Raw genomic sequence first — 24,201 nt, forward strand, 5'->3', positions numbered from 1 at the left:
TTGCTAGTCGCGGGCCGCGGTCAGGTGTTCCGCGTGTTCCTGCAGTGAACGGACGCCGACGTCACCGCGGTTGAGCGCGTCGATGCCCTGGACGGCCGCGGCGAGCGCCTGGACCGTGGTCAGGCACGGGACGCCGCGGGCTACGGCCGCCGTGCGGATGTCGTAGCCGTCGAGGCGGCCGCCGGTGCCGTAGGGGGTGTTGACGATGAGGTCGACCTCACCGTCGTGGATCAGCTGCACCACGGTCTTCTCGCCGTTCGGGCCCTCGCCCTCGGACTGCTTGCGCACGACGGTCGCGTTGATGCCGTTGCGCTTGAGGACCTCGGCGGTGCCGGAGGTGGCCAGCAGCTCGAAGCCGTGGGCGACCAGCTCGCGGGCCGGGAAGATCATCGAGCGCTTGTCGCGGTTGGCGACGGAGACGAAGGCGCGGCCCTTCGTGGGCAGCGGGCCGTACGCGCCGGCCTGCGACTTGGCGTACGCCGTTCCGAAGACGGAGTCGATGCCCATGACCTCGCCGGTGGAGCGCATCTCCGGGCCGAGGATGGTGTCCACGCCGCGCCCGTGCACGTCGCGGAAGCGCGACCAGGGCATGACGGCCTCCTTGACGGAGATCGGCGCGTCCAGCGGCAGGGTGCCGCCGTCGCCGTTCCTGGGCAGCAGGCCCTCCTCGCGCAGGTCGGCGATGGTGGCGCCCAGCGAGATGCGGGCGGCGGCCTTCGCCAGCGGCACCGCGGTCGCCTTCGAGGTGAAGGGGACGGTGCGGGAGGCACGCGGGTTGGCCTCGAGGACGTAGAGGATGTCGCCGGCCATCGCGAACTGGATGTTGATCAGTCCGCGGACGCCGACACCCTTGGCGATGGCCTCGGTGGAGGCGCGCAGCCGCTTGATGTCGAAGCCGCCGAGCGTGATCGGGGGCAGGGCGCAGGCCGAGTCGCCGGAGTGGATGCCGGCCTCCTCGATGTGCTCCATGACGCCGCCGAGGTAGAGCTCGTGGCCGTCGTAGAGCGCGTCGACGTCGATCTCGATCGCGTCGTCGAGGAAGCGGTCGACGAGGACCGGGCGGGTCGGGGAGATCTCGGTGGACTCGGCGATGTACGCCTCCAGCCTCGCCTCGTCGTAGACGATCTCCATTCCCCGGCCGCCGAGCACGTACGACGGGCGGACCAGGACCGGGTAGCCGATCTCGTCGGCGATGGCCTTGGCGCCGGCGAAGGTGGTCGCGGTGCCGTGCTTGGGCGCGGGCAGCCCGGCCTCGGCGAGGACCTGACCGAAGGCGCCGCGGTCCTCGGCGGCGTGGATGGCCTCCGGGGGGGTGCCGACGACCGGGACGCCGTTGTCCTTGAGCGCCTGTGCGAGGCCGAGCGGGGTCTGGCCGCCGAGCTGGACGACGACACCGGCGATCGGTCCGGCCAGCGACTCGGCGTGCACGATCTCCAGAACGTCCTCGAGCGTCAGCGGCTCGAAGTACAGACGGTCGGAGGTGTCGTAGTCCGTGGAGACGGTCTCCGGGTTGCAGTTGACCATCACGGTCTCGTACCCGGCGTCGTGCAGCGCGAAGGAGGCGTGGACGCAGGAGTAGTCGAACTCGATGCCCTGGCCGATGCGGTTGGGGCCGGAGCCGAGGATGATCACGGCGGGCCGGGTGCGCGGCGCGACCTCGGACTCCTCGTCGTAGGACGAGTAGAAGTACGGGGTGCGGGCGGCGAACTCTGCGGCGCAGGTGTCGACCGTCTTGAAGACCGGGCGGATGCCGAGCGCGTGCCGGACCTCGCGGACGACGTCTTCGCGCAGGCCGCGGATCTCGGCGATCTGGACGTCGGAGAAGCCGTGGCGCTTGGCCGCGGCGAGCAGCTCGGGCTCCAGCTTCTCGGCGGCGGCCAGCTCGTCCGCGTACTCCTTGATCAGGAACAGCTGGTCGGTGAACCACGGGTCGATCTTGGTGGCCTCGAAGACCTCCTCGGGGCTCGCGCCCGCGCGGATGGCCTGCATGACCGTGTTGATCCGGCCGTCGGTGGGCCGCACGGCCTCCCGCAGCAGCTCCTCCTTGTCGCCCGGCTCGCCGGTGAAGGAGAACTGGCTGCCCTTCTTCTCCAGGGAGCGCAGGGCCTTCTGCAGCGCCTCGGTGAAGTTGCGGCCGATGGCCATGGCCTCGCCGACCGACTTCATGGTGGTGGTGAGGGTGGCGTCGGCGGACGGGAACTTCTCGAAGGCGAACCGGGGGGCCTTGACCACGACGTAGTCGAGGGTCGGCTCGAAGGAGGCCGGGGTCTTCTCGGTGATGTCGTTCGGGATCTCGTCCAGCGTGTAGCCGACGGCGAGCTTCGCGGCGATCTTGGCGATCGGGAAGCCGGTGGCCTTGGACGCGAGCGCGGAGGACCGGGAGACGCGCGGGTTCATCTCGATGACGATGATCCGGCCGTCGTCGGGGTTGACGGCGAACTGGATGTTGCAGCCGCCGGTGTCGACGCCGACCTCGCGGATGATCGCGATGCCGATGTCGCGCAGCCGCTGGTACTCGCGGTCGGTGAGCGTCATCGCCGGGGCGACGGTGATGGAGTCGCCGGTGTGGACGCCCATCGGGTCGAAGTTCTCGATGGAGCAGACGACCACGACGTTGTCGTGCTTGTCGCGCATCAGCTCCAGCTCGTACTCCTTCCAGCCGAGGATGGACTCCTCGAGCAGCACCTCGGTGGTCGGGGAGAGCGTGAGGCCCTGACCGGCGATGCGGCGCAGCTCGTCCTCGTCGTGGGCGAAGCCGGAGCCGGCGCCGCCCATGGTGAAGGACGGGCGGACGACGACGGGGTAGCCGCCGAGGGTCTCGACGCCCTTGATGACGTCGTCCATCGAGTGGCAGATGACCGAGCGGGCGGACTCGCCGTGGCCGATCTTGGCGCGGACGGCCTCCACGACGTCCTTGAACAGGTCGCGGTCCTCGCCCTTGTTGATCGCCTCGACGTTGGCGCCGATCAGCTCGACGCCGTACTTCTCCAGCACACCCTGCTCGTGCATGGAGATGGCGGTGTTGAGCGCGGTCTGGCCGCCGAGCGTCGGCAGCAGCGCGTCGGGGCGCTCCTTGGCGATGATCTTCTCGACGAATTCCGGGGTGATCGGCTCGACGTACGTGGCGTCGGCGATCTCCGGGTCGGTCATGATCGTGGCCGGGTTGGAGTTGACCAGGATGACACGCAGGCCCTCGGACTTGAGGACGCGGCAGGCCTGGGTGCCCGAGTAGTCGAACTCGGCGGCCTGGCCGATGACGATCGGGCCGGAGCCGATGACCAGGACGGACTGGATATCGGTGCGCTTAGGCACGATCGGCCTCCATCAGGGATACGAAGCGGTCGAACAGGTACGCGGCGTCGTGCGGGCCGGCGGCCGCCTCGGGGTGGTACTGGACGCTGAAGGCCGGCTGGTCGAGCAGCTGGAGGCCCTCCACCACGTTGTCGTTGAGGCAGACGTGGGAGACCTCTGCGCGGCCGTAGGGGGTGTCGGAGACCTTGTCGAGGGGCGCCTCGACGGCGAATCCGTGGTTGTGCGCGGTGACCTCGACCTTGCCGGTCGTACGGTCCTGCACGGGCTGGTTGATGCCGCGGTGGCCGTACTTCAGCTTGTACGTGCCGAAGCCGAGCGCGCGGCCGAGCAACTGGTTGCCGAAGCAGATGCCGAACAGCGGCGTCCTGCGCTCCAGCACCGCCTTGATGACGGTCAGATCGGCGGTGGCGGGGTCACCGGGGCCGTTGGAGAGGAACACACCGTCGGGGCTCACCGCGTAGACGTCGTCGGCAGTCGCGGTCGCGGGCAGGACGTGGACCTCTATGCCGCGCTCGGCCATCCGGTGCGGGGTCATGCCCTTGATGCCGAGGTCGAGCGCGGCGACGGTGAACTTCTTCTCACCGATCGCCGGGACGACGTACGCCTCGCCGGTCGCGACCTGGGCGGACAGGTCGGCGCCCTTCATCTCGGGGGCCTGCTGGACGCGGGCGAGCAGCGTGGCGTCGTCGGCGAGCGCGTCACCGGAGAAGATGCCGACGCGCATGGCGCCGCGCTCGCGCAGGTGGCGGGTGAGGGCGCGGGTGTCGATGCCGCTGATACCGACGACGCCCTGGGACTCCAGTTCGTCGTCGAGGGTGCGGCGGGAGCGCCAGTTCGAGGGGATACGGGCGGGGTCGCGGACGACGTAGCCGGCGACCCAGATCCTCTTCGACTCGTCGTCCTCGTCGTTGACGCCGGTGTTGCCGACGTGCGGCGCGGTCATCACGACCACCTGGCGGTGGTACGAGGGGTCGGTCAGGGTCTCCTGGTAGCCGGTCATGCCGGTGTTGAACACCGCCTCACCGAAGGTCTCCCCCACGGCCCCGTAGGCACGGCCGCGGAAGGTGCGGCCGTCCTCCAGGACGAGTACGGCGGGAGCTTGAGCCGCTCCCCGGGTGGAGATCGTCATCGTGCGGTGCCTTCCGTCGTCTTGATCATGTCGTTCAGGGTGTCGACCCAGGTGCTCTGCTCGGCGGCGTGGTCCGAGCGGAAGCCGGAGTCGATCAGCTTGTCGCCGTGCGCCCAAGTGACGATCAGCAGACCGCCCTCGGCGAGGACCTTGCCCGCGATGCCCTTGTCGAGCCGGGCCTCGCGCAGCGCCGCCATCGGTACGAAGAAGTCCTGCGCACCGGGCCGTACGACCGCGAGCCCCGCGTCGGTGAGAGTGAGTTCGACCCGGCTGCGGATGCCGAGCCCGTGGGCGACGATCCGGTCGAGCCACTGCCCGGCGGTGGTGGAGCCGTGGTACCGGCCGGTCGACGTCAGTTTCGCCTCGCCCAGCTCATCGGGCGCGGTGGGCAGCTCTTGCAGGTCGGACTGCAGGGAGCCCCGCCACTTCCAGCCCTGGCGCATCAGCCAGTAGACGAGGGCGATGAAGAGCAGCAGACCGACGACCCATCCGAGGCGGGCGGCCCAGTCGGTCACCTCCGCCGACTTCTGTTCCGCGGCCCCGGCTGCCACAGCGGCCTCGACGGCCGGATTCATCACTGCAGGTGTCACGCCAGCTTCCCGTCCACGAGCGTCGCCCGGCCCCGCAGGAACGTATGGGTGACGCGTCCCGGCAGCTCACGGCCCTCGTAGGGGGTGTTGCGGCTGCGGGAGGCGAAGCCCGCGGGGTCCACCTCACCACGGTATGCCGGATCGACGAGAGTGAGGTTCGCGGGCTCACCAGCCGAGACGGGGCGGCCGTGGCCCTTGGCCTGTCCGATCTGCGCGGGCTTGAACGACATCCGGTCGGCGACGCCCGCCCAGTCGAGCAGTCCCGTCTCGACCATCGTCTGCTGGACGACGGAGAGCGCGGTCTCCAGGCCCACCATTCCCATGGCGGCCGCGGCCCACTCGCAGTCCTTGTCCTCGTGGGGGTGCGGGGCGTGGTCGGTGGCGACGATGTCGATCGTGCCGTCGGCGAGCGCCTCGCGCAGGGCCATGACGTCGCGCTCGGTGCGCAGCGGCGGGTTGACCTTGTAGACCGGGTTGTAGGAGCGGACCAGCTCGTCGGTGAGCAGCAGGTGGTGCGGGGTGACCTCGGCGGTGACGTCGATACCGCGGGACTTAGCCCAGCGGACGATCTCGACGGAGCCGGCGGTGGAGAGGTGGCAGATGTGGACGCGGGAGCCGACGTGCTCGGCGAGGAGCACGTCGCGGGCGATGATCGACTCCTCGGCAACGGCCGGCCAGCCGCCGAGACCGAGTTCCGCGGAGACGACGCCCTCGTTCATCTGGGCGCCCTCGGTGAGGCGCGGCTCCTGGGCGTGCTGGGCCACGACGCCGCCGAAGGCCTTCACGTACTCCAGCGCCCGGCGCATCATCACCGCGTCGTCGACGCACTTGCCGTCGTCGGAGAAGACGGTCACGCCGGCCGCGGACTCGTGCATGGCGCCGAGCTCGGCGAGCTTCTTGCCCTCGAGGCCGACGGTGACGGCGCCGATGGGCTGCACGTCGCAGTAGCCGGACTCCTTGCCGAGCCGGTAGACCTGCTCGACGACGCCGGCGGTGTCGGCGACGGGGAAGGTGTTGGCCATGGCGAACACGGCCGTGTAGCCGCCGCTCGCGGCGGCCCGGGTGCCGGTGAGGACGGTCTCCGAGTCCTCGCGGCCGGGCTCGCGCAGGTGGGTGTGCAGATCGACGAGGCCCGGCAGCAGGATCTGCCCCTCGGCCTCGATCACCTGGGCGCCCTCGTCGGACAGCCCGGTGCCCGTCTGCGCGATGGTGTCGCCGTCGATCAGTACGTCCTGGGCCTCGCCGCCGAGTACCTTCGCACCGCGGATCAGGGTCTTGCTCATGGTCTTACTTCTCCTCGGTACGGGTGGTGGGGGCGTCGGACTCGTTGCCGCCGAGCAGCAGGTAGAGGACGGCCATGCGGATGGAGACGCCGTTGGCGACCTGCTCGATCACCGTGCAGCGGTCGGAGTCGGCGACCTCGGCGGTGATCTCCATGCCGCGGACCATCGGGCCGGGGTGCATGACGATCGCGTGCTCCGGCATCTTGGCCATCCGCTCGCCGTCCAGGCCGTAGCGCCGCGAGTACTCGCGCTCGGTCGGGAAGAACGCGGCGTTCATCCGCTCGCGCTGGACGCGCAGCATCATCACTGCGTCGGACTTGGTCAGGGTGGAGTCGAGGTCGTACGAGACCTCGCACGGCCAGGTCTCCACGCCGACCGGCACCAGGGTCGGCGGGGCGACGAGGGTGACCTCGGCGCCGAGGGTGTGCAGCAGGTCGACGTTGGAGCGCGCGACCCGGCTGTGCAGCACGTCTCCGACGATCGTGATGCGTCGGCCGGCCAGGTCCTGGCCGATCCCGGCGTCCCTGCCGACGAGGCGGCGGCGCATGGTGAAGGCGTCGAGAAGGGCCTGGGTGGGGTGCTGGTGGGTGCCGTCGCCGGCGTTGATGACGGGAGCGTCGATCCAGCCGGAGTTGGCGAGACGGTAGGGGGCGCCGGACGCACCGTGCCGGATGACGACGGCGTCGACACCCATCGCCTCGAGGGTCTGCGCGGTGTCCTTCAGCGACTCGCCCTTCGAGACGCTCGAGCCCTTGGCCGCGAAGTTGATGACGTCCGCGGAAAGCCGCTTCTCCGCGGCTTCGAAGGAGATGCGGGTACGGGTGGAGTCCTCGAAGAAGAGGTTGCAGACCGTGCGGCCGCGCAGGGCCGGAAGCTTCTTGATCGGCCGGTCGGCGACCCGGGCCATCTCCTCCGCGGTGTCGAGGATGAGGACGGCTTCGTCGCGGGTGAGGTCTGCGGCCGAGATGAGGTGGCGCATCATCGGGGGGTTTTTCTCCAGGTCTGTGGAGGTTTTCGAGGCATGCGGGCGCGCGGTCGGGCACGCCGTACGAAGGGGCGGGCCGTACGGGGGTGCTACCGCTCGCCGGCCGGAGCGGTCTCTCTCACGCCGAGCAGCACGGTGTCGCGACCGTCCTCCTCGTCGAGCAGGACCTTGACCGTCTCGCGAAGCGACGTGGGGAGGTTCTTGCCGACGTAGTCGGCGCGGATGGGCAGCTCGCGGTGGCCGCGGTCGACCAGGACGGCGAGCTGCACGGCCCGTGGGCGGCCGAGGTCGCCGAGGGCGTCGAGGGCGGCGCGGATGGTGCGGCCGGAGAAGAGCACGTCGTCGACGAGGACGACGAGACGGCCGTCGATGCCGTCGCCGGGGATGTCGGTGCGGGCCAGCGCCCGGGCGGGCTTGAGCCGCAGGTCGTCCCGGTACATCGTGATGTCGAGGGAGCCGACCGGGATCTTCCGGCCGGTGATGCCCTGGAGTTTTTCGGCCAGCCGGCGGGCGAGGCAGACACCGCGGGTCGGGATGCCGAGGAGAACCACGTCGTCGGCGCCCTTGGCGCGCTCGACGATCTCGTGGGCGATGCGGGTCAGTACCCGCGCGATGTCGGGGCCTTCGAGAACGGGCCTGGCGGCATCGGAACTGCTGGAAGCGTCCATACGAAACGGACCTCCTTCTCCGCCTCACGGGACGGACCTTAAAGGACGTCGGAATTGCGCCGTCCACGTTACCAGGGCTTGATGGATGTACTGATCCGCGTCCACCGGCCGATGGCCGAAACCGGTCCGGATCATTCGGCTTGACTCATCCAAGTCACGCTGCGTAACCTCACAGTGAGTTACCAGTCGCGCGGCGGAGCCGCACGTTGTCACAGCGTCCGGGGAGCTATATGTCCAGCGAATACGCAAAGCAGCTCGGGGCCAAGCTCCGCGCCATCCGCACCCAGCAGGGGCTGTCCCTCCATGGCGTGGAAGAGAAGTCCCAGGGCCGCTGGAAGGCCGTCGTCGTCGGCTCGTACGAGCGCGGCGACCGTGCCGTCACCGTGCAGCGCCTCGCAGAGCTTGCGGACTTCTACGGCGTCCCGGTTCAGGAGCTGCTCCCGGGCACGACGCCGGGCGGGGCCGCCGAGCCGCCGCCGAAGCTCGTCCTCGACCTGGAGCGCCTGGCCCACGTCCCGCAGGAGAAGGCCGGCCCGCTCCAGCGGTACGCGGCGACGATCCAGTCGCAGCGCGGTGACTACAACGGCAAGGTGCTGTCGATCCGCCAGGACGACCTGCGCACGCTGGCCGTCATTTACGACCAGTCGCCTTCGGTCCTGACAGAGCAGCTGATCAGCTGGGGCGTGCTGGACGCGGACGCCCGTCGTGCGGTGGCCCACGAGGACAGCTGACCCCTGTCCCGCAGCTGAAAAAACGTCACGTCGCGGAGGGCGGGACCGGTCCGGACCGGTCCCGCCCTCCGCCGTCACCGTTGCCGTCGCCGTCGCAGCGCCGTCGAACCCGCTGACGGGCAGGACAGACATCAGGCCCGGGGCGCAAGACTCATGTCTTGCGCCCCGGGCCTGATGCAACCGGTACCCACTCGCGTCAGTCGCGGCGCAGGCTCGGCTTGAGGTCCTTGAAACGGCCCAGCAGGCCGTTCACGAACGCCGGCGATTCCTCGGTGGAGAACTCCTTGGCGAGCTGCACCGCCTCGTCGATCACCACCGCGTCCGGGGTCTCGTCCTTCCAGACCAGCTCGTAGGTGCCGAGCCGGAGGATGTTGCGGTCGACGACCGGCATCCGGTCGATCGTCCAGCCCACGGCGTACGTGGCGATGAGCTCGTCGATCCGGTCCGCGTGCTCCGCGTACCCTTCGACGAGGTCCATCGTGTACTCGGCGACCGGCGGCTGCCGCTCGTCGGTACGGGCGTGCCGGACCCAGTCCGCGAGGACGCTCTGCACGGACGCCCCGCGCTGGTCGGCCTCGAAGAGGATCTGGAAGGCTCGCTTGCGGGCCTTGTTACGGGCAGCCACGGTTAGCTGTTCACCCGGCCGAGGTAGTCGCCGGAACGCGTGTCGACCTTGATCTTCTCGCCCGTGGTGATGAAGAGCGGGACCTGGATCTCGTAACCGGTCTCCAGGGTGGCGGGCTTGGAGCCACCGGTGGAACGGTCGCCCTGCACGCCCGGCTCGGTGTGCTGGATGGTCAGCTCGACGGTGGCCGGCAGCTCGACATAGAGCACCTCGCCCTCGTGCTGCGCCACGCTGGCCTCGAAGCCCTCGATGAGGAAGTTGGCGGCGTCTCCGACCGTCTTGCGGTCGATCATCAGCTGGTCGTACGTCTGCATGTCCATGAAGACGAAGTACTCGCCGTCCATGTACGAGAACTGCATGTCGCGCCGGTCGACGGTGGCCGTTTCGACCTTCACGCCTGCGTTGAAGGTCTTGTCGACGACCTTGCCGGAGAGCACGTTCTTGAGCTTGGTGCGCACGAAGGCCGGGCCCTTGCCGGGCTTGACGTGCTGGAACTCGACGACGGACCAGAGCTGGCCTCCGTCGAGCTTGAGCACCATGCCGTTCTTGAGGTCGTTCGTGGAAGCCACGGTTGCGGAATCTCCTGGACTGACGCTGGGTGGACGACCAAGGCTTTCGCACCGCACCGCAGCTCGGCTACAGCGCGAGCAGCTCCTTGGTCGTGATGGTGAGTAGCTCGGGTCCGCCGTCCGCCTCCTGGCGCACGACGAGCGTGTCATCGATCCGGACCCCGCCCCGGCCCGGGAGGTGGACCCCCGGTTCGACGGTGACCGGCACACAAGCGTCCAGTTTACCCATGGCCGCAGGGGCGAGCTGCGGGTCCTCGTCGATTTCGAGTCCGACGCCGTGCCCCGTCCGGGGCGCGAGCTCCTCCGTGTGGCCCGCCACGTCCAGGATGTGGCGGGCCGCGTGATCGACCTCGCGGTACGCGGTCCCGGGCACCAGGGCCTCGCGGCCGGCCCGCTGAGCGGCGAAGACGAGCTCGTACAGCTCGATCTGCCAGTCGGCCGGGGACGTACCGATCACAAAGGTGCGGCCGATCTCGCAGCGGTAGCCGCGGTAGTTCGCGCCGAGGCAGACGGAAAGGAAATCCCCCTCCTCGACCCGGCGGTCACCCGGGCGGTGACCGGCGCGGCCCGAATTGGGGCCGGTGGCCACAGAGGTCGGGAACGCCGGGCCGTCGGCGCCGTGGTCGACGAGCCGGCGCTCCAGCTCGAGGGCGAGGTGCCGCTCGGTGCGGCCCACCAGGATGGACTCGAGCAGCTCGCCGAGGGCCTGGTCGGTGATCTCGGCCGCGATACGCAGACAGGCGATCTCGTCCTCGTCCTTGACGATCCGCTGCTGCTCGACGGCGAGCCCGAGATCCGCGAGGCGCAGCCGGGGGGCGACGGAGCCGAGCGCGCGGTGCCTGGTGACCGTCAGATGGTGTTCCTCGACCGCGAGCGATTCGACGCCGTCCGTACGGGCCAGCTCGGCGGCCGCGACCGCCGCGTCGCCGGCGGACGTCGGCAGCACGACCAGCCGCAGCCCGTCGTCCGGGCGTCCGTCGGCGGGGTCGCCGGCGGCCGGCGTGCGCGGACAGAGAAGCACGTCGTCCGTGGGACCGAGGAGCAGTACGGCGCCGGGCGGGGCACCTCCCGCGAGATAGCGGACGTTGGCAGGCCGGGAGATCAGGGCCGCCGCGCTGCCGGTCGCGGCGCACCGGTCCCGGAGTCGGCCGCGGCGGACGCCATACACCTCAGACATTCTCCGAGCCTACGAGGGCCAGGGGCCGGGGGCCCGGTGACGCGGCCGAGCGGGGTGGGCCGGTGGCGCATGCGGGTGCGGGTGGCGCCTGCGGCGGGCCCTGCCCCCCGTCTCCGGCCCTTCCCGGAACCGGACTCCGGGCTCCTCCCCCTACGCCCGGCGGCGTGGGAACACCAGGACCCGTATCCGCGCGGTGTCCTCGGTCTGCCGAACGGGCTCCTCCGAACCCCGCAGGCCATCGAGGCATGGGTCCGGTCTGCCGGTTCGGGATCTGGCAGGGGGAAATGACCCCGCGCAGCGGAGCGGGGCTACCAGCTCGGGGGGCTCGCGATGGCGCGCGCGAGCACGTCGTCCAGCACCCGCGCCGTCGTCTCCACGTCGTACTTCGAGTTGTCGATGATCGGCAGGCCCGACCCGTACCACCCGGCCATCCGCCCGTGGATCCCGGCGACCTCCTCGTCCGACAGGCGCCGGTTCCCGCTGCGCTCCGCGTTGCGCTCGAGGACGATCTCGAGGCCCGGCAGGAGCACCACGGGCAGCAGGCCGGGGCCGACGTGGCGCTTCCAGCCGCCGAGGCCGACGACGGGGCGGTCGGGGAAGACGGCGTCGTCGAGGATGCAGGAGATCCCGTTCGCCAGGAAGTTGCGGGCGGCGAAGCCGCAGGTGCGCCGCGCGAGGCGGTACTGGGCCTCGGAGTTGTCGTTCCAGCCCGACTGGGGGTCGGCGAAACCGGAGCACACCCATTCGCGGACGTCGTCGAGGCTGATGTGTGCCGTGGGCACCCGGCGGTTGTTGGCCCAGTGGCGTGCCACCGTGGTCTTGCCGGCGCCGGCGGGACCTATGAGCAGCACGGCCAGCATGGCCGCGCCGGTGCCGCTGTCCGCCGGGGGCGGCGCCGGTATGGGAACGGGCCCGCCGGGCGGGAGCTGGATGTGACCCGTCGTCTCACGCGCGGGCTGCGACGGCGCCGGACCTGCCCAGCCGTGCGGCGGCGGTGGGGGCCCCGCGGGCAGCCCCGGGCCGGGGCCCGGGTGCTGTGCGCTGTTTGTCCATCCGGCCGGTCCCTGCCCCGGTCCGTGGGGCGGCGGCAGCGGAGCCCCCACTGCGTGCTGCATCCGGTGCCACTCCGTCTCGTGCGACTGACGCTTGGTGGGACGGCCGGTGGCCGTCGTGCTACCGAACGGTACCTTCCTGGCACGGCTCGGATGTGCCGCCCGGCCCGGCCGCCTTGGCGTCAACGGCCGGGAACGGCTCGAAGTGCCCGTCTCGAAGTGCCCGGCACGGCTGCTCAGCCACCGAGTTCCTCCGCCAGCGCACGCAGCGCGAGCCGGTAGGAGCCGATGCCGAAGCCGGCGATCGTACCGCTGGCCACGGCCGCGACGACCGACGTGTGGCGGAATGCCTCGCGGGTGTACGGGTTGGAGATGTGCACCTCGATGAGCGGTGCCGTGCGCTGGGCGGCGGCGTCGCGCATCCCGTACGAATAGTGCGTGAAGGCACCGGGGTTGAGAACGACCGGGATCGAACCGTCAGCGGCCTCGTGCAGCCAGCGGATCATCTCCCCCTCGTCGTTCGTCTCCCGTACGTCCACGTCGAGGCCGAGCTCCTTGCCCAGGGCCTGGCAGGTGTCCACCAGACCCGCGTAGGAGGTCGCGCCGTAGACGTCGGGCTCGCGGGAGCCGAGGCGGCCGAGGTTCGGCCCGTTGAGCACCAGCACCCGGCGGCTCACGCGGAGACCTCGCCGTATGCCGCGAGCAGCACCGCGGGGTCGGGGCCCTCCAGAACGGTCGGCTTGCCGAGGCCGTCGAGAACGATGAAGCGCAGCAGGTTGCCGCGGGACTTCTTGTCGACCTTCATGGTTTCCAGCAGCTTGGGCCACTGGTCCCCGCGGTAGGTCAGCGGCAGTCCGACGGATTCCAGGACGGTGCGGTGGCGGTCGGCGGTGGCGTCGTCCAACCGCCCGGCCAGGCGGCCGAGCTCGGCGGCGAAGACCATGCCGACGGAGACGGCCGCGCCGTGCCGCCACTTGTAGCGCTCGTTCTTCTCGATGGCGTGCGCGAGGGTGTGCCCGTAGTTGAGGATCTCGCGGAGGCCGGCCTCCTTGAGGTCGCTGGAGACGACGTCGGCCTTGACCTGGATGGAACGCACGATCAGCTCGGCGGTGTGCGGTCCGGCGGGCGTGCGGGCACCCTGCGGGTCGGCCTCGACGAGGTCGAGGATGACCGGGTCGGCGATGAAGCCGGCCTTGATGATCTCCGCCATGCCGCTGACGTAGTCGTTGACGGGCAGCGAGTCCAGCGCGGCCAGGTCGCAGAGCACACCGGCCGGCGGGTGGAACGCGCCGACGAGGTTCTTGCCCTCCGCGGTGTTGATGCCGGTCTTGCCGCCGACGGCCGCGTCGACCATGGCGAGCACTGTGGTGGGCACGGCGATCCACCGCACGCCGCGCAGCCAGCTCGCCGCGACGAACCCGGCGAGGTCGGTCGTGGCGCCGCCGCCGACGCCGACGATGACGTCGGTGCGGGTGAAGCCGGTCTGGCCGAGCGCCTTCCAGCAGTAGGCCGCGACCTCGGCGGTCTTGGCCTCCTCCGCGTTCGGCACCTGGATGGCGACGGCCTCGTATCCCTGCCCCGCGAGGTCGGCGCGCAGCGCCTCACCGGTCTCGGCGAGCGCCTCGGGGTGGACGACGGCCACTCGCTGGGCCTTCTCCCCGATCAGTCCCGGCAGCTCGCCGAGGAGTTGCCGGCCGACCAGCACCTCGTACGGGTCGGAGCCGGCCGTGCCGCCGACCTGGATACGGGTCACTGCCTGGTCAGTCATACGTCTTTCAGCTCCAGTGCGTCGAGGACCGCCTGCGCGACCTCTTCGGGCGTGCGGTCGTCGGTGGCCACGACGACGCGGGCCACTTCCGTGTAGAGATGGCGGCGGGCCTCCATCAGCTCGCGCCACTGACGGCGCGGGTTGACGGCGAGCAGCGGCCTGGCCGTGTTGAGGCCGACGCGCTTCACCGCCTCCTCCACGTCCATCGAGAGGTAGGCGACGGGCAGGCCCGCGAGCAGCTCGCGGGTCCCGTCGTCGAGAATGGCGCCGCCGCCGAGGGCGAGCACGCCCGTGTGCTCGGCGACGGCCGTCCGCACCGCCGCGCGCTCGAGGGCGCGGAAGTGCTCCTCGCCGTCCTCGACGAAGATGTCGGAGATCTCGCGGCCCTCCGTGGCGACGATGTCGGCGTCGGTGTCCCGGAAGGCCACGCCCAGCTGCGCGGCGAGCAGCTCGCCCACCGTGGACTTGCCCGAGCCCATCGGCCCGACCAGGACGATCTGCGGCGCGCTCACCGGATGTGGAGGTTGTCGAGGTACGCACGGACGTTGCGGCGGGTCTCTGTGACGCTGTCGCCGCCGAACTTCTCCGCGACGGCGTCCGCGACGACCAGCGCCACCATCGCCTCCGCCACGATCCCGGCGGCGGGCACGGCGCACACGTCGGAACGCTGGTGGTGGGCGGCCGCGGGCTCACCGGTCTCGACGTCGATGGTCCTCAGGGCCCGCGGCACGGTCGCGATCGGCTTCATCGCGGCGCGCACGCGCAGCAGCTCACCGGTGGAAATGCCGCCCTCCGTGCCACCGGAGCGGCCCGACGTGCGGCGGATGCCGTCGTCCGTGGCCACGATCTCGTCGTGTGCCTTGGAGCCGGGCACGCGGGCCAGCTCGAAGCCGTCACCGACCTCGACGCCCTTGATGGCCTGGATGCCCATCAGAGCGGCCGCGAGCCGCGCGTCGAGCCGGCGGTCCCAGTGGACGTGCGACCCGAGGCCGACCGGCACGTTGTACGCCAGGACCTCGACCACGCCGCCGAGGGTGTCGCCGTCCTTGTGGGCCTGGTCGATCTCCGCCACCATCGCCTTGCTCGCGTCGGCGTCGAGGCAGCGCACCGGGTCGGCGTCGAGGCGTTCCTCGTCGGCGGGGACCGGGACCACTCCGTACGGGGCCTTGGCCGAGGCCAGCTCCACCACGTGGGAGACGATCTCGATACCCGTCGTCTCCTTCAGGTACGACCGGGCCACCGCGCCGAGCGCGACCCGGGCCGCGGTCTCCCGGGCGCTCGCGCGCTCCAGGATGGGGCGCGCCTCGTCGAGCGCGTACTTCTGCATGCCGGCGAGATCCGCGTGGCCGGGCCGGGGCCGGGTCAGCGGCGCGTTACGGGCCAGCTGGGCGAGCTCGTCGGGGTCCACGGGATCGGCCGCCATGACCTTCTCCCACTTCGGCCACTCGGTGTTGCCGACCATCACGGCGACCGGCGAACCCATGGTCAGACCGTGCCGTACGCCGCCGATGAACGTGACCTCGTCGCGCTCGAACTTCATCCGGGCCCCGCGGCCGTAACCGAGGCGCCGCCGGGCGAGGTGGTCCGCCACCATGTCGGTGGTGATGGGCACACCGGCGGGAAGACCCTCCAGCGTCGCCACCAGTGCCGGTCCGTGCGACTCGCCCGCGGTCAGCCAACGCAACCTGCTCAACGGTGCTCCTCATACTCGCGCCTCGAACTGCGACGGCGCGACCGGGTGCGCGGCCCTGGCCCGCCTACCCCGATCCTCCCACGTCCGGATCCCCCGACCGTCGCCGGTCCAGCAGGCGGACGGTCCGCGGACGATCCTCAGTCGCCGTCCCGGCGCTGCTGCGGGGCGTACGCGCCGAGGAAGTCCGCACCGCTCGGCGTGTGCGGCGCGGGCCGGTGGGCGGCGGGGGCGTACTGCCCGAGGTGGTCGGCGCCCCGGCCCTGGCTGCCCGCAGGCGGGAGCATGGGCTGCGGGGCCCTGGCGGCACGCCGCCGGGTGATCTTCCCCCTGATCGACTGCACCCACCCGAACAGGATGAACGCGATCAGCAGGCACAGGAGCGGAATCTCCAGCCAGTCCGGCAGGAACTGGATCAGTCCCTCGAAGACGCTCTTCAGGATCGATGCCTGCGGCTGACCGGTGTCCATGACTGCTCTCCCCGCTGCTCTGTCGGAACGGGGAGATCTTAGCGAGAACCGAGCGCGCGTTCGCCTGCTTCACGCATGTCCTGGAGCGGCGCGGGCGAGCGCCCCGTCATCTGCTCGACCTGGAACACCGCCTGGTGGACGAGTAGGTCCAGTCCGCCCACCACCGCGCCGCCGTTCCTCGACCAGGCCTCGGCCACAGCCGTCGGCCACGGCTCGTACAGCACGTCGAAGAGGGTGCCGGGAGTGGCCGGCACCTCGGCGGCGAGGGCGTCCGTCGTGCCGGCCGGTGTGGTGGCGATCACCAGGGGGGCACTCAGCGCCCCGGCCGCGTCCGACCAGTCGGCGGCGCGTACGTCCACTCCGAGGCGCTCGCCCCAGCCGCGCATCTCGACGGCCCGGGCCTCGCTGCGTACGTACGCGGTGACGGGACCGGTGCAGACGCGGGCGAGGGCTGCCAGCGCGGAGGAGGCGGTGGCGCCGGCGCCGAGGACGGCGGCGGAGTCCACCTTGTCGACGCCCCGTTCCCGCAGCGCGGCGATCATGCCGGGGATGTCGGTGTTGTCGCCGAGGCGGCGGCCGTCCTCGGTGAACACCACCGTGTTGACGGCCTCGACGGAGGCCGCGGTGTCGCTGACCCCGTCGAGCAGCGGGATGATCGCCCGCTTCAGCGGCATGGTCAGCGACAGCCCTGCCCAGGAGGCGTCGAGCCCCGCGACGAACCCGGGCAGCGCCGCCTCGTCGACCTCGAACCGGTCGTAGGACCAGTCGGTCAGGCCGAGCGCGGCATAGGCGGCGCGGTGCAGCACCGGGGAGAGTGAGTGCGCGATGGGCGAGCCGAGCACCGCGGCGCGGTTACGGGCCGGGGACGGCGACGGGGACATCAGTTGCCCCTCGAGTCGTTGAACTTGTCCACCAACCTCTGGTGCTCGGCGAACGTCTTGGCGAACTCGGTCTTCTTCATGCCGTCGGTTGCCACGAAGTACAGCCAGCCGTCGTCCGTCGGGTTGAGGGCGGCGGCCAGAGCCTCGTTGCCCGGGTTGCTGATCGGCCCCGGCGTCAGCCCCTTCTGGGTGTACGTGTTGTACGGGTCCTGGTTGCTGTTGATCTCGTCCTCGGAGATGTCGATCTTGCTCTGGCCCTTGAGGTAGTTGAACGCCGAGTCGAACTGGAGCAACTGGTTCGTCTCCGTGTTGGTGGGCTCGAGACGGTTGTAGACGACCTCGGACATCTTGCGGAAGTCGTCGTGCGTCTTGCCCTCGACCTGTACCAGGCTGGCGAGCGTGAGCAGTTCCCAGGGGCCTTCAAGACCGAGAGCCTCCGCCTTCGACTCCAGGCCGGCCTTCTCGTACTCCGCGTTGGCTCGGGCGACCATCTTCTTGAGTATCGCCTCGGGCTTGTCGCCCTTGGAGACCGGATAGGCGGCCGGGAAGAGGAAGCCCTCCAACGGGTCCTTGACGTCCTCGTGGTTCTTCGCCCAGCCGGGCAGACCGAGACTGTCCGCCTTCTGCTCCGCCACCTTCTCGGTGGTGCCGGCCTTCAGGTCGAGCCGCTTGTCGATCTGCTCGTACACGAGGACGTTTCGCCTGCCCTCGGCGATGACCAGGTTGTTGTGGCTCGCCGGGTCGAGCATCGACTCGACGGCGCTCTCGGCCGACTGCTCCTTCTTCAGGATGTAGACGCCGTCCTGGATCAAGCCCCCCTCGGGGTTCTTGCTCTGGGCGGCGATGAACGCGTCGACGCTCTTGACGACGCCGTTGCTCTTGAGGATGTTGCCGATCTCGCTGCCGGTGGCATTCTTCGGGATCGTCACCTCGACGGTCGTGGCGATGCCGGTGCCCTCGAAGTCCTCGGGCTCGCCGAACTGGTCCTGCCAGAACTGGTACCCGAAGTATCCGACGGCGCCGAGGCCGCCCGTGAGAACCGCGGCGACCAGCAGGCAGGCCAGGCCGTTGCGGCCGCCCTTCTTCTTCGTCTTCCCCTTGCCACGGCGGTCCCGGCCGTCGCCGCCCCGGCGCGGGTCGCGCGGATCGTCGTCACGACCGTCGTCATCGTCGTCGCGGCCCGTGAAGAAGGGGTGGGTCTCCTCCTGCTGGGCCTCGGCATCCCAGTCGGTGGCCGATTCCCGCTCCGCGGCCTGGCGCCGATCCGGGGGCTGCGGCGGCGGGTAGGAGGCCTCGGCCGTGCCGTAGTAGTCCCCCTGCTGATCGGCGGTACCGCCCGGGCGACCGCCGTAGGTGGCCGACGGGTCGGCGCCGTGCGGCACCGCGGCCTGCCGGCCCGTCTCCCAGCCACCGTCGTGGTGCTGCTGCTGGTACGGGTCCTGGTACTGCTGCCCGCCCTGCTGCTGGTACGGGTCCTGGTACGCGCCCTGCTGGGCGCCGTACCGCTGGTCCCCGTACTGCTGGTCTCCGTACTGCTGACTGCCGTACTGCTGACTGCCGTACTGCTGACTGCCGTACTGCTCCTGGGCGTAAGGCTCCTGCTGCGGGTACTGCTGCTGCGCCTGGTTCCCGTACTGAGCGTGACCGGCCGCGGCCTGCTCCCCTCCCCACCGCTGGTCCTCGTGCAGGGGGTCCTCGGGATGCCACGGTTCGGAGCCGGGGCCCCGGCCATACTCAGTCATCGATCCCCTAGGGCCGCGAGACGGCGCGGAACGATCCGCCTCTTTTCTGTGCGGCGGCTGTTCGAACACCGCCGCATCGCGCGGAACGTTACCGTATCGCGATCAGACAATCAGTTCGATGCCCTCCCCTGGAGCAACGCCTGACGCCCGTTCGGACTCCAGAGCGTTCTGAAGGATCACCACAGCGGCAGCCTGGTCGATGACGGACCTGCCCTTTTTGGACTTCACGCCCGAAGCCCGCAGCCCCTGAGTGGCTGTCACTGTGGTCATCCTCTCGTCGACGAGGCGGACCGGCACCGGTTTGACGCCCTGGGCAAGCGTCCGGGCGAAGCCACGGATCTTCTTCGCCGCCGGGCCTTCCCGCCCGCTGAGCGAACGGGGCAGGCCGACCACGATCTCGATCGGCTCGTACTCGTCGACAAGTTGACGCAGCCGCCGGTGGGCGGCCGGGACGTCGCGTCCCGGTACGGTCTCCACCGGCGTGGCGAGGAGCCCGTCGGGGTCGCACGAGGCGACCCCGATCCGGGCGTCCCCGACGTCGATCGCCAGCCGACGTCCTCTGCGCATGGCCATCACGCGGTCTCGGCGACGAGACGCTCGACGGCGGCGACGGCGTCGCCGATGGCGTCCGGGTTCTGGCCGCCGCCCTGGGCGACGTCCGGCTTGCCGCCTCCGCCGCCGCCGAGCGTCTTGGCCGCGGTACGGACCAGGTCACCGGCCTTGAGGCCGCGCTCGCGGGCGGCCTCGTTGGTGGCGATGACGGTGAGCGGACGCCCGCCCGCGGTGGTGAACACGGCGACGACGGCCGGGCGGTCACCGGGGATGCGGCCGCGGACGTCGAGGACCAGCTTGCGCAGGTCGTCGGCGGACGTGCCGTCCGGAACCGTGCCGGTCACCAGGGCGACGCCACGGACGTCCTTGGCGCCCTCGGCGAGCCCGGCGGCGGCGCCCAGCACCTTCTCCGCCCGGAACTTCTCGATCTCCTTCTCGGCGTCCTTCAGCTTGCCGAGCATGGCGGCGATCTTCTCCGGCAGCTCCTCGGAGCGGCCCTTGAGAAGTTCCTGGAGCTGGGCGACGACCGTGTGCTCCTTGGCGAGGAAGTTGTACGCGTCCACGCCGACGAGGGCCTCGACACGGCGGACACCCGAGCCGATGGAGGACTCGCCGAGCAGTTTCACCAGACCGAGCTGGGCGGTGTTGTGGACGTGCGTGCCGCCACACAGCTCCTTGGAGAAGTCGCCGATGGTCACGACGCGCACCCGCTCGCCGTACTTCTCGCCGAACTCGGCGATGGCGCCCTGCTTCTTGGCGTCGTCGATGCTCATGACCTCGGCGTGCACATCCAGTTCACGGGCGAGGACCTCGTTGATCTTCTGCTCGACGTCGGTGAGGACCGTGCCGGGTACGGCGTTCGGCGAGCCGAAGTCGAAGCGGAAGCGGCCCGGCGAGTTCTCCGAGCCGGCCTGGGCGGCCGTCGGGCCGAGGGCGTCGCGCAGGGCCTGGTGGGTCAGGTGGGTGGCGCTGTGGGCGCGGGCGATGGCGCGGCGGCGGCGTACGTCGATGGCGGCGTAGGCCGAGGCGCCGACGGTGACCTCGCCGACCTGGACGACACCCTTGTGAACGCTGATGCCCGGCACGGGCTGCTGGACGTCGCGGACCTGGATCACGGCGCCCGAGTGCAGCTTGATCCGGCCCTGGTCGGCGAGCTGGCCACCGCCCTCGGCGTAGAAGGGCGTCCGGTCGAGGACGACCTCGACCTCGTCCCCCTCGGAGGCGGCCGGGGAGGAGACACCGTCGACCAGCAGGCCGACGACGGTCGACTCGCCCTCGGTGGAGCCGTAGCCGGTGAACTCGGTGCTGCCCGAGGTGTCGGCGACCTCGCGATAGACGGAGAGGTTGGCGTGACCGGTCTTCTTGGCCTTGGCATCGGCCTTGGCCTTGTCCCGCTGCTGCTTCATCAGGCGGCGGAAGCCGTCCTCGTCCACGCTCAGGCCCTGTTCGGCGGCCATCTCGAGGGTGAGGTCGATCGGGAAGCCCCACGTGTCGTGGAGCAGGAAGGCCTTGTCACCCGGGAGGACGGTGCCGCCGGCGGCCTTGGTCTCCGTGACGGCGGTGTCGAGGATGTTGGTGCCGCTCTTGAGGGCCTTGAGGAAGGCGGCCTCCTCGGCGACGGCGACGGACTCGATGCGCTTGCGGTCGGTGATCAGCTCCGGGTACTGCTGCCCCATGGTGTCGATCACGACGTCGACCAGGTCCTTGACGACCGGACCGGTGGCGCCCATCAGCCGCATGTTGCGGATGGCGCGGCGCATGATGCGGCGCAGCACATAACCGCGGCCCTCGTTGCCGGGGGTGACGCCGTCGCCGATGAGCATCGTGGAGGTGCGGATGTGATCCGCGACGACGCGCAGGGAGACGTCGGAGCCGTGGTCGGCGCCGTAGCGCACGCCGGTCAGCTCGGTGGCCCTGTCCATGACGACGCGCAGGGTGTCGGTCTCGTACATGTTCTGCACGCCCTGAAGGATCATCGCGAGGCGTTCGAGTCCGAGACCGGTGTCGATGTTCTTGCTCGGCAGGTCACCGAGGATCGGGAAGTCCTCCTTGCCCTCGCCGGCGCCGCGCTCGTACTGCATGAAGACCAGGTTCCAGATCTCCACGTAGCGCTCGTCGTTGACGGCCGGGCCGCCCTCCTCCCCGAACTCCGGACCGCGGTCGTAGTTGATCTCGGAGCACGGTCCGCAGGGGCCGGGGACGCCCATGGACCAGAAGTTGTCCTTCTTGCCAAGGCGCTGGATGCGTTCGGCCGGCACACCGACGACGTCGCGCCAGATCTGCTCGGCCTCGTCGTCGTCGAGGTAGACGGTGATCCACAGGCGCTCGGGGTCGAGGCCGTAACCGCCCTTGTCCTGGGGGCTGGTGAGCAGCTCCCAGGCGAGCTTGATGGCGCCTTCCTTGAAGTAGTCGCCGAAGGAGAAGTTGCCGCACATCTGGAAGAAGGTGCCGTGCCGGGTGGTCTTGCCGACCTCTTCGATGTCCGGCGTACGCACACACTTCTGCACGCTGGTCACACGTGGGGCGGGCGGCTTGACCTCACCCAGGAAGTAGGGCTTGAAGGGGACCATTCCGGCGGGGACCAGGAGCAGAGTCGGGTCGTCCGCGATGAGCGACGCCGAAGGGACGACGGTGTGCCCGCGCTCCTCGAAGAAGCTCAGCCAGCGGCGGCGGATTTCAGCCGACTCCATCAGTGGTCCTCATTCCGGTTGGACGAGTGCTCGCCGTACGGCTCTTCGCCGTGCGAGGGCTCGGTGTTCGAACGCCTGTCGTGCTTCGCAGGCTTGTGGTGTGACGTCTTGCCGTGCAGGTAGGTGATCTGCGCGGGCTCACCCCTCACGACCGCCGCCCTCCCCCGCTGCGCGGGGAGTTCGGGGTCCGCCGAGGCTCGCAGCCCCAGCACCTCGGCGAGTTCGCCTTCGCGCTGGACCATTCCCGACCTGACGTCGAGCGCGAAATCCTTGAGCCGGTGGCCGGCGTCGACCGCCTTGTTCGCCGCCTGCGCGGCAAGGCTCTCAGGAGTGAGCTGCTTGAGCTTGCGGTTGACCTTGGTGGTGGCCCACACGCCGGCTGCTGCGCCGGCGGTGAACCAGAACGTGCGGCGGAACATGCTGCCTCAGCCCTTCCGGTCCTTGCGCCGGGCACCCGGCACGGTGCGGCCCACGACGACGGCGCGACGCGACGGTGCGGCCGGCTTGTCGTCGCCCTTGCGGCTCATGGCACGGCGGACGCCGTAGCCGAACGCCGCGACCTTGACGAGCGGGCCGCCGAAGGTGGAGGCGACCGTCGTGGAGAGCGCGGAGGCGTTGGAGGTGACCTCCTGGACGTCCGTCGCGATGGCGTCGACCCGGTCGAGCTGGGTCTGTGCGGAGCGCACCGTCGCGGAGGCGTCGGCCAGCAGGGGCACCGCCTGTTCGGTCACGTCCGCCACGAGTTTGGTGGTCGCCCTGAGCGTCTGGGCCAGCCTCACCAGTACCACGGCGAGGAAGGAGACCAAGATCGCCCAGAAGACGGCCACCAGAATCCCGGCAACCTCTCCACCGGTCACTGCGCACCGCTCTCTGCTCGTCTTCGGGTACTCGAGAAATGGTCCTCCGAGCCTATCGCGCCCCAGACGGCGGGCCGTACCGCATTACCCGCGCGCAGCGGGCCGTTGCCGCGGGCCGATTGTACGCGGTGCTCATGCATGATTCCGCTGTGTGTTCCCATGCGAAAGGCCTGGTCGCCCGGTCCGGGGTCCGTCGCGAGGAGTCCGGGCCGGCCGAGCCGCCGGGCTGCGGACGCGGTCCGCGCCTACGGGGCCGAGTGGCTCGAGGCGATCGGCGGCGCCGAGCGGCTGCGCAGACTCCCCGCGACGGGCACCTGGAACTCGCCACCTGGTGCCAGCTCGAAGGTTCGGCCCGCGCCAGGCCGAGGAGGCAGCACGCTCACCGGTCTGCGGGCGCCGCTGGAGCTGTGCCAGTGCGACCTTCGGCAAGCGCACCTGGGACGGCATCCGGCGGGTGCCCTGTCGCTCCACCGGGTCGCCTGTGCGGCCGACTTGGCGGAAGGCCGGCCAGCCGGCTGGAACGGTGCCCGACCGGGCCGCACGGGCCGGTCACGAGAACTCGACCGGTGGGGCCGCGGCGTGTGCGACCCACAAAAGCGGCAGCCCGCCGGCTCCCCCACCGGGAATGGCGGGCAAGCGGCGGGCTGAAGCGCTCTGAGCGGCTATTCCCCCGGCGCTATCGCCGGGAGGTGCCCCAGATCAGCGGGCGTAGTACTCGACGACCAGCTGCTCGTCGCAGATGACCGGAACTTCCTTGCGCTGCGGGTCGCGGTCCAGGCGGAACGCCAGGGCCTTGAGGTTGACCTGCAGGTAGCGCGGCGTCTCACCGTCGGCGGCGAAGCCACCCTCACGAGCGACGTGGAACAGGGCCTTCTCGCGGGAGCGCTCGCGGACCATCACGACGTCGTCGGGACGGACGCGGAACGACGGCTTGTCGACCTTGCCACCGTTGACCTCGATGTGGCCGTGGACGACCATCTGACGGGCCTGGTAGATGGTGCGGGCGATACCCGAACGCAGGACCAGGGCGTCGAGACGACGCTCGAGCTCGATGACCAGGGCCTCGCCCGTCTTGCCCTCGGCCTTGCGGGCGCGGTCGTAGGCGCGGGCCATCTGCTTCTCGCTGATGTCGTACTGCGCGCGCAGACGCTGCTTCTCGAGCAGACGGACCTTGTAGTCCGAGTTCTGCTTGCGGCCACGGCCGTGCTCGCCCGGCGGGTAGGGGCGGGCTTCGAAGTACTTGACAGCCTTCGGCGTCAGGGCGATACCGAGGGCACGCGACTTCTTGACCTTGGGACGCGACTGGTTAGGCACGTTCTCCAGACCTCCGTTGTAGGTTAGGTTAGGCTCACCTTACTCAAGGAGATCGCATGTCTCGCCCTGGGAACACCAAGCGCATCACGGACAGCACAAAGAACGCCGATGCTTCT

The 24,201-nt window shown here is 70.4% G+C and carries 23 protein-coding genes; 1 reads left to right on the top strand and 22 read right to left on the bottom strand.

Annotated features, from left to right (window positions below):
- Window positions 1–3: 3 nt before the first annotated feature.
- The 6 genes from carB to pyrR form a co-directional block, all read right to left on the bottom strand.
- A complete protein-coding gene (carB, locus tag IE198_RS08955; protein ID WP_189884544.1) occupies window positions 4–3,312 on the bottom strand; it encodes a carbamoyl-phosphate synthase large subunit in 3,309 nt (1,102 codons plus the stop codon).
- Window positions 3,305–4,441, bottom strand: a complete 1,137-nt coding sequence (carA, locus tag IE198_RS08960) for a glutamine-hydrolyzing carbamoyl-phosphate synthase small subunit (RefSeq protein WP_189884546.1) — start codon at window positions 4,439–4,441, stop codon at window positions 3,305–3,307. The genes carB and carA overlap by 8 nt, the downstream gene beginning before the upstream one ends.
- A complete protein-coding gene (locus IE198_RS08965; RefSeq protein WP_189885084.1) occupies window positions 4,438–5,016 on the bottom strand; it encodes a PH-like domain-containing protein in 579 nt (192 codons plus the stop codon). Before IE198_RS08965 ends, carA begins: the two co-directional genes overlap by 4 nt.
- 11 nt (window positions 5,017–5,027) lie before the next feature.
- Window positions 5,028–6,314, bottom strand: a complete 1,287-nt coding sequence (locus tag IE198_RS08970; protein ID WP_189884548.1) for a dihydroorotase — start codon at window positions 6,312–6,314, stop codon at window positions 5,028–5,030.
- A gap of 4 nt (window positions 6,315–6,318) precedes the next feature.
- On the bottom strand, window positions 6,319–7,296 hold the full coding sequence (locus tag IE198_RS08975; protein WP_189884550.1) for an aspartate carbamoyltransferase catalytic subunit: 978 nt from the start codon (window positions 7,294–7,296) through the stop codon (window positions 6,319–6,321).
- 92 nt (window positions 7,297–7,388) lie between these two features.
- The gene (gene pyrR, locus IE198_RS08980; RefSeq protein ID WP_189884552.1) at window positions 7,389–7,967 is read right to left on the bottom strand and encodes a bifunctional pyr operon transcriptional regulator/uracil phosphoribosyltransferase PyrR; all 579 of its coding nucleotides are present in this window, start codon (window positions 7,965–7,967) and stop codon (window positions 7,389–7,391) included.
- A gap of 230 nt (window positions 7,968–8,197) precedes the next feature.
- On the opposite strand from pyrR, the gene bldD reads away from it, so the two are divergent.
- Window positions 8,198–8,698: a transcriptional regulator BldD gene (gene bldD, locus IE198_RS08985; protein ID WP_030214967.1), complete on the top strand. Its 501-nt coding sequence runs from the start codon at window positions 8,198–8,200 to the stop codon at window positions 8,696–8,698.
- A 196-nt stretch (window positions 8,699–8,894) separates the two neighbouring features.
- Here bldD and nusB read toward each other — a convergent pair whose 3' ends face one another.
- The 16 genes from nusB to rpsD form a co-directional block, all read right to left on the bottom strand.
- Entirely contained in the window at window positions 8,895–9,323 is a 429-nt protein-coding gene (gene nusB / locus IE198_RS08990; protein ID WP_189884554.1) for a transcription antitermination factor NusB, read from the bottom strand.
- A 2-nt stretch (window positions 9,324–9,325) separates the two neighbouring features.
- The gene (efp, locus tag IE198_RS08995; RefSeq protein WP_189884556.1) at window positions 9,326–9,892 is read right to left on the bottom strand and encodes an elongation factor P; all 567 of its coding nucleotides are present in this window, start codon (window positions 9,890–9,892) and stop codon (window positions 9,326–9,328) included.
- 67 nt (window positions 9,893–9,959) lie between these two features.
- Window positions 9,960–11,069 (bottom strand): aminopeptidase P family protein, encoded by a 1,110-nt coding sequence (locus IE198_RS09000; RefSeq protein ID WP_189884558.1) that lies wholly within the window; start codon window positions 11,067–11,069, stop codon window positions 9,960–9,962.
- Between the two features lie 308 nt (window positions 11,070–11,377).
- Window positions 11,378–12,184 carry a Pro-rich N-terminal domain-containing protein gene (locus IE198_RS09005; protein ID WP_189884560.1) on the bottom strand — a complete coding sequence of 269 codons (807 nt, stop codon included), beginning with the start codon at window positions 12,182–12,184 and terminating at the stop codon, window positions 11,378–11,380.
- A gap of 173 nt (window positions 12,185–12,357) precedes the next feature.
- On the bottom strand, window positions 12,358–12,798 hold the full coding sequence (aroQ, locus tag IE198_RS09010; RefSeq protein ID WP_189884561.1) for a type II 3-dehydroquinate dehydratase: 441 nt from the start codon (window positions 12,796–12,798) through the stop codon (window positions 12,358–12,360).
- Window positions 12,795–13,889 carry a 3-dehydroquinate synthase gene (gene aroB, locus IE198_RS09015; RefSeq protein WP_189884563.1) on the bottom strand — a complete coding sequence of 365 codons (1,095 nt, stop codon included), beginning with the start codon at window positions 13,887–13,889 and terminating at the stop codon, window positions 12,795–12,797. The genes aroQ and aroB overlap by 4 nt, the downstream gene beginning before the upstream one ends.
- On the bottom strand, window positions 13,886–14,368 hold the full coding sequence (locus IE198_RS09020; RefSeq protein ID WP_189885086.1) for a shikimate kinase: 483 nt from the start codon (window positions 14,366–14,368) through the stop codon (window positions 13,886–13,888). Before IE198_RS09020 ends, aroB begins: the two co-directional genes overlap by 4 nt.
- A gap of 29 nt (window positions 14,369–14,397) precedes the next feature.
- Window positions 14,398–15,582, bottom strand: coding sequence for a chorismate synthase (gene aroC / locus IE198_RS09025; RefSeq protein ID WP_189884565.1), 1,185 nt, complete (start codon window positions 15,580–15,582; stop codon window positions 14,398–14,400).
- A gap of 137 nt (window positions 15,583–15,719) precedes the next feature.
- The gene (locus IE198_RS09030) at window positions 15,720–16,049 is read right to left on the bottom strand and encodes a hypothetical protein (protein ID WP_189884566.1); all 330 of its coding nucleotides are present in this window, start codon (window positions 16,047–16,049) and stop codon (window positions 15,720–15,722) included.
- A gap of 38 nt (window positions 16,050–16,087) precedes the next feature.
- Entirely contained in the window at window positions 16,088–16,930 is an 843-nt protein-coding gene (locus IE198_RS09035) for a shikimate dehydrogenase (RefSeq protein ID WP_189884568.1), read from the bottom strand.
- Window positions 16,930–18,672 carry an endolytic transglycosylase MltG gene (gene mltG / locus IE198_RS09040; RefSeq protein ID WP_189884570.1) on the bottom strand — a complete coding sequence of 581 codons (1,743 nt, stop codon included), beginning with the start codon at window positions 18,670–18,672 and terminating at the stop codon, window positions 16,930–16,932. The genes IE198_RS09035 and mltG overlap by 1 nt, the downstream gene beginning before the upstream one ends.
- 102 nt (window positions 18,673–18,774) lie before the next feature.
- On the bottom strand, window positions 18,775–19,245 hold the full coding sequence (ruvX, locus tag IE198_RS09045; protein ID WP_189884573.1) for a Holliday junction resolvase RuvX: 471 nt from the start codon (window positions 19,243–19,245) through the stop codon (window positions 18,775–18,777).
- Complete coding sequence (alaS, locus tag IE198_RS09050) at window positions 19,245–21,914, bottom strand: alanine--tRNA ligase (protein ID WP_189884574.1); 2,670 nt, start codon at window positions 21,912–21,914, stop codon at window positions 19,245–19,247. Before alaS ends, ruvX begins: the two co-directional genes overlap by 1 nt.
- The gene (locus IE198_RS09055; protein ID WP_189884576.1) at window positions 21,914–22,333 is read right to left on the bottom strand and encodes a DUF6167 family protein; all 420 of its coding nucleotides are present in this window, start codon (window positions 22,331–22,333) and stop codon (window positions 21,914–21,916) included. The genes alaS and IE198_RS09055 overlap by 1 nt, the downstream gene beginning before the upstream one ends.
- Before the next feature lie 6 nt (window positions 22,334–22,339).
- Window positions 22,340–22,771 (bottom strand): DUF948 domain-containing protein, encoded by a 432-nt coding sequence (locus tag IE198_RS09060; protein WP_100106214.1) that lies wholly within the window; start codon window positions 22,769–22,771, stop codon window positions 22,340–22,342.
- Window positions 22,772–23,470: 699 nt separating this feature from the next.
- The gene (gene rpsD / locus IE198_RS09065; protein WP_189884578.1) at window positions 23,471–24,085 is read right to left on the bottom strand and encodes a 30S ribosomal protein S4; all 615 of its coding nucleotides are present in this window, start codon (window positions 24,083–24,085) and stop codon (window positions 23,471–23,473) included.
- Window positions 24,086–24,201: the final 116 nt, after the last annotated feature.

Origin of the sequence: Streptomyces xantholiticus (genome assembly GCF_014651015.1) — a bacterium.
Classification (GTDB): Bacteria; Actinomycetota; Actinomycetes; order Streptomycetales; family Streptomycetaceae; genus Streptomyces; species Streptomyces xantholiticus.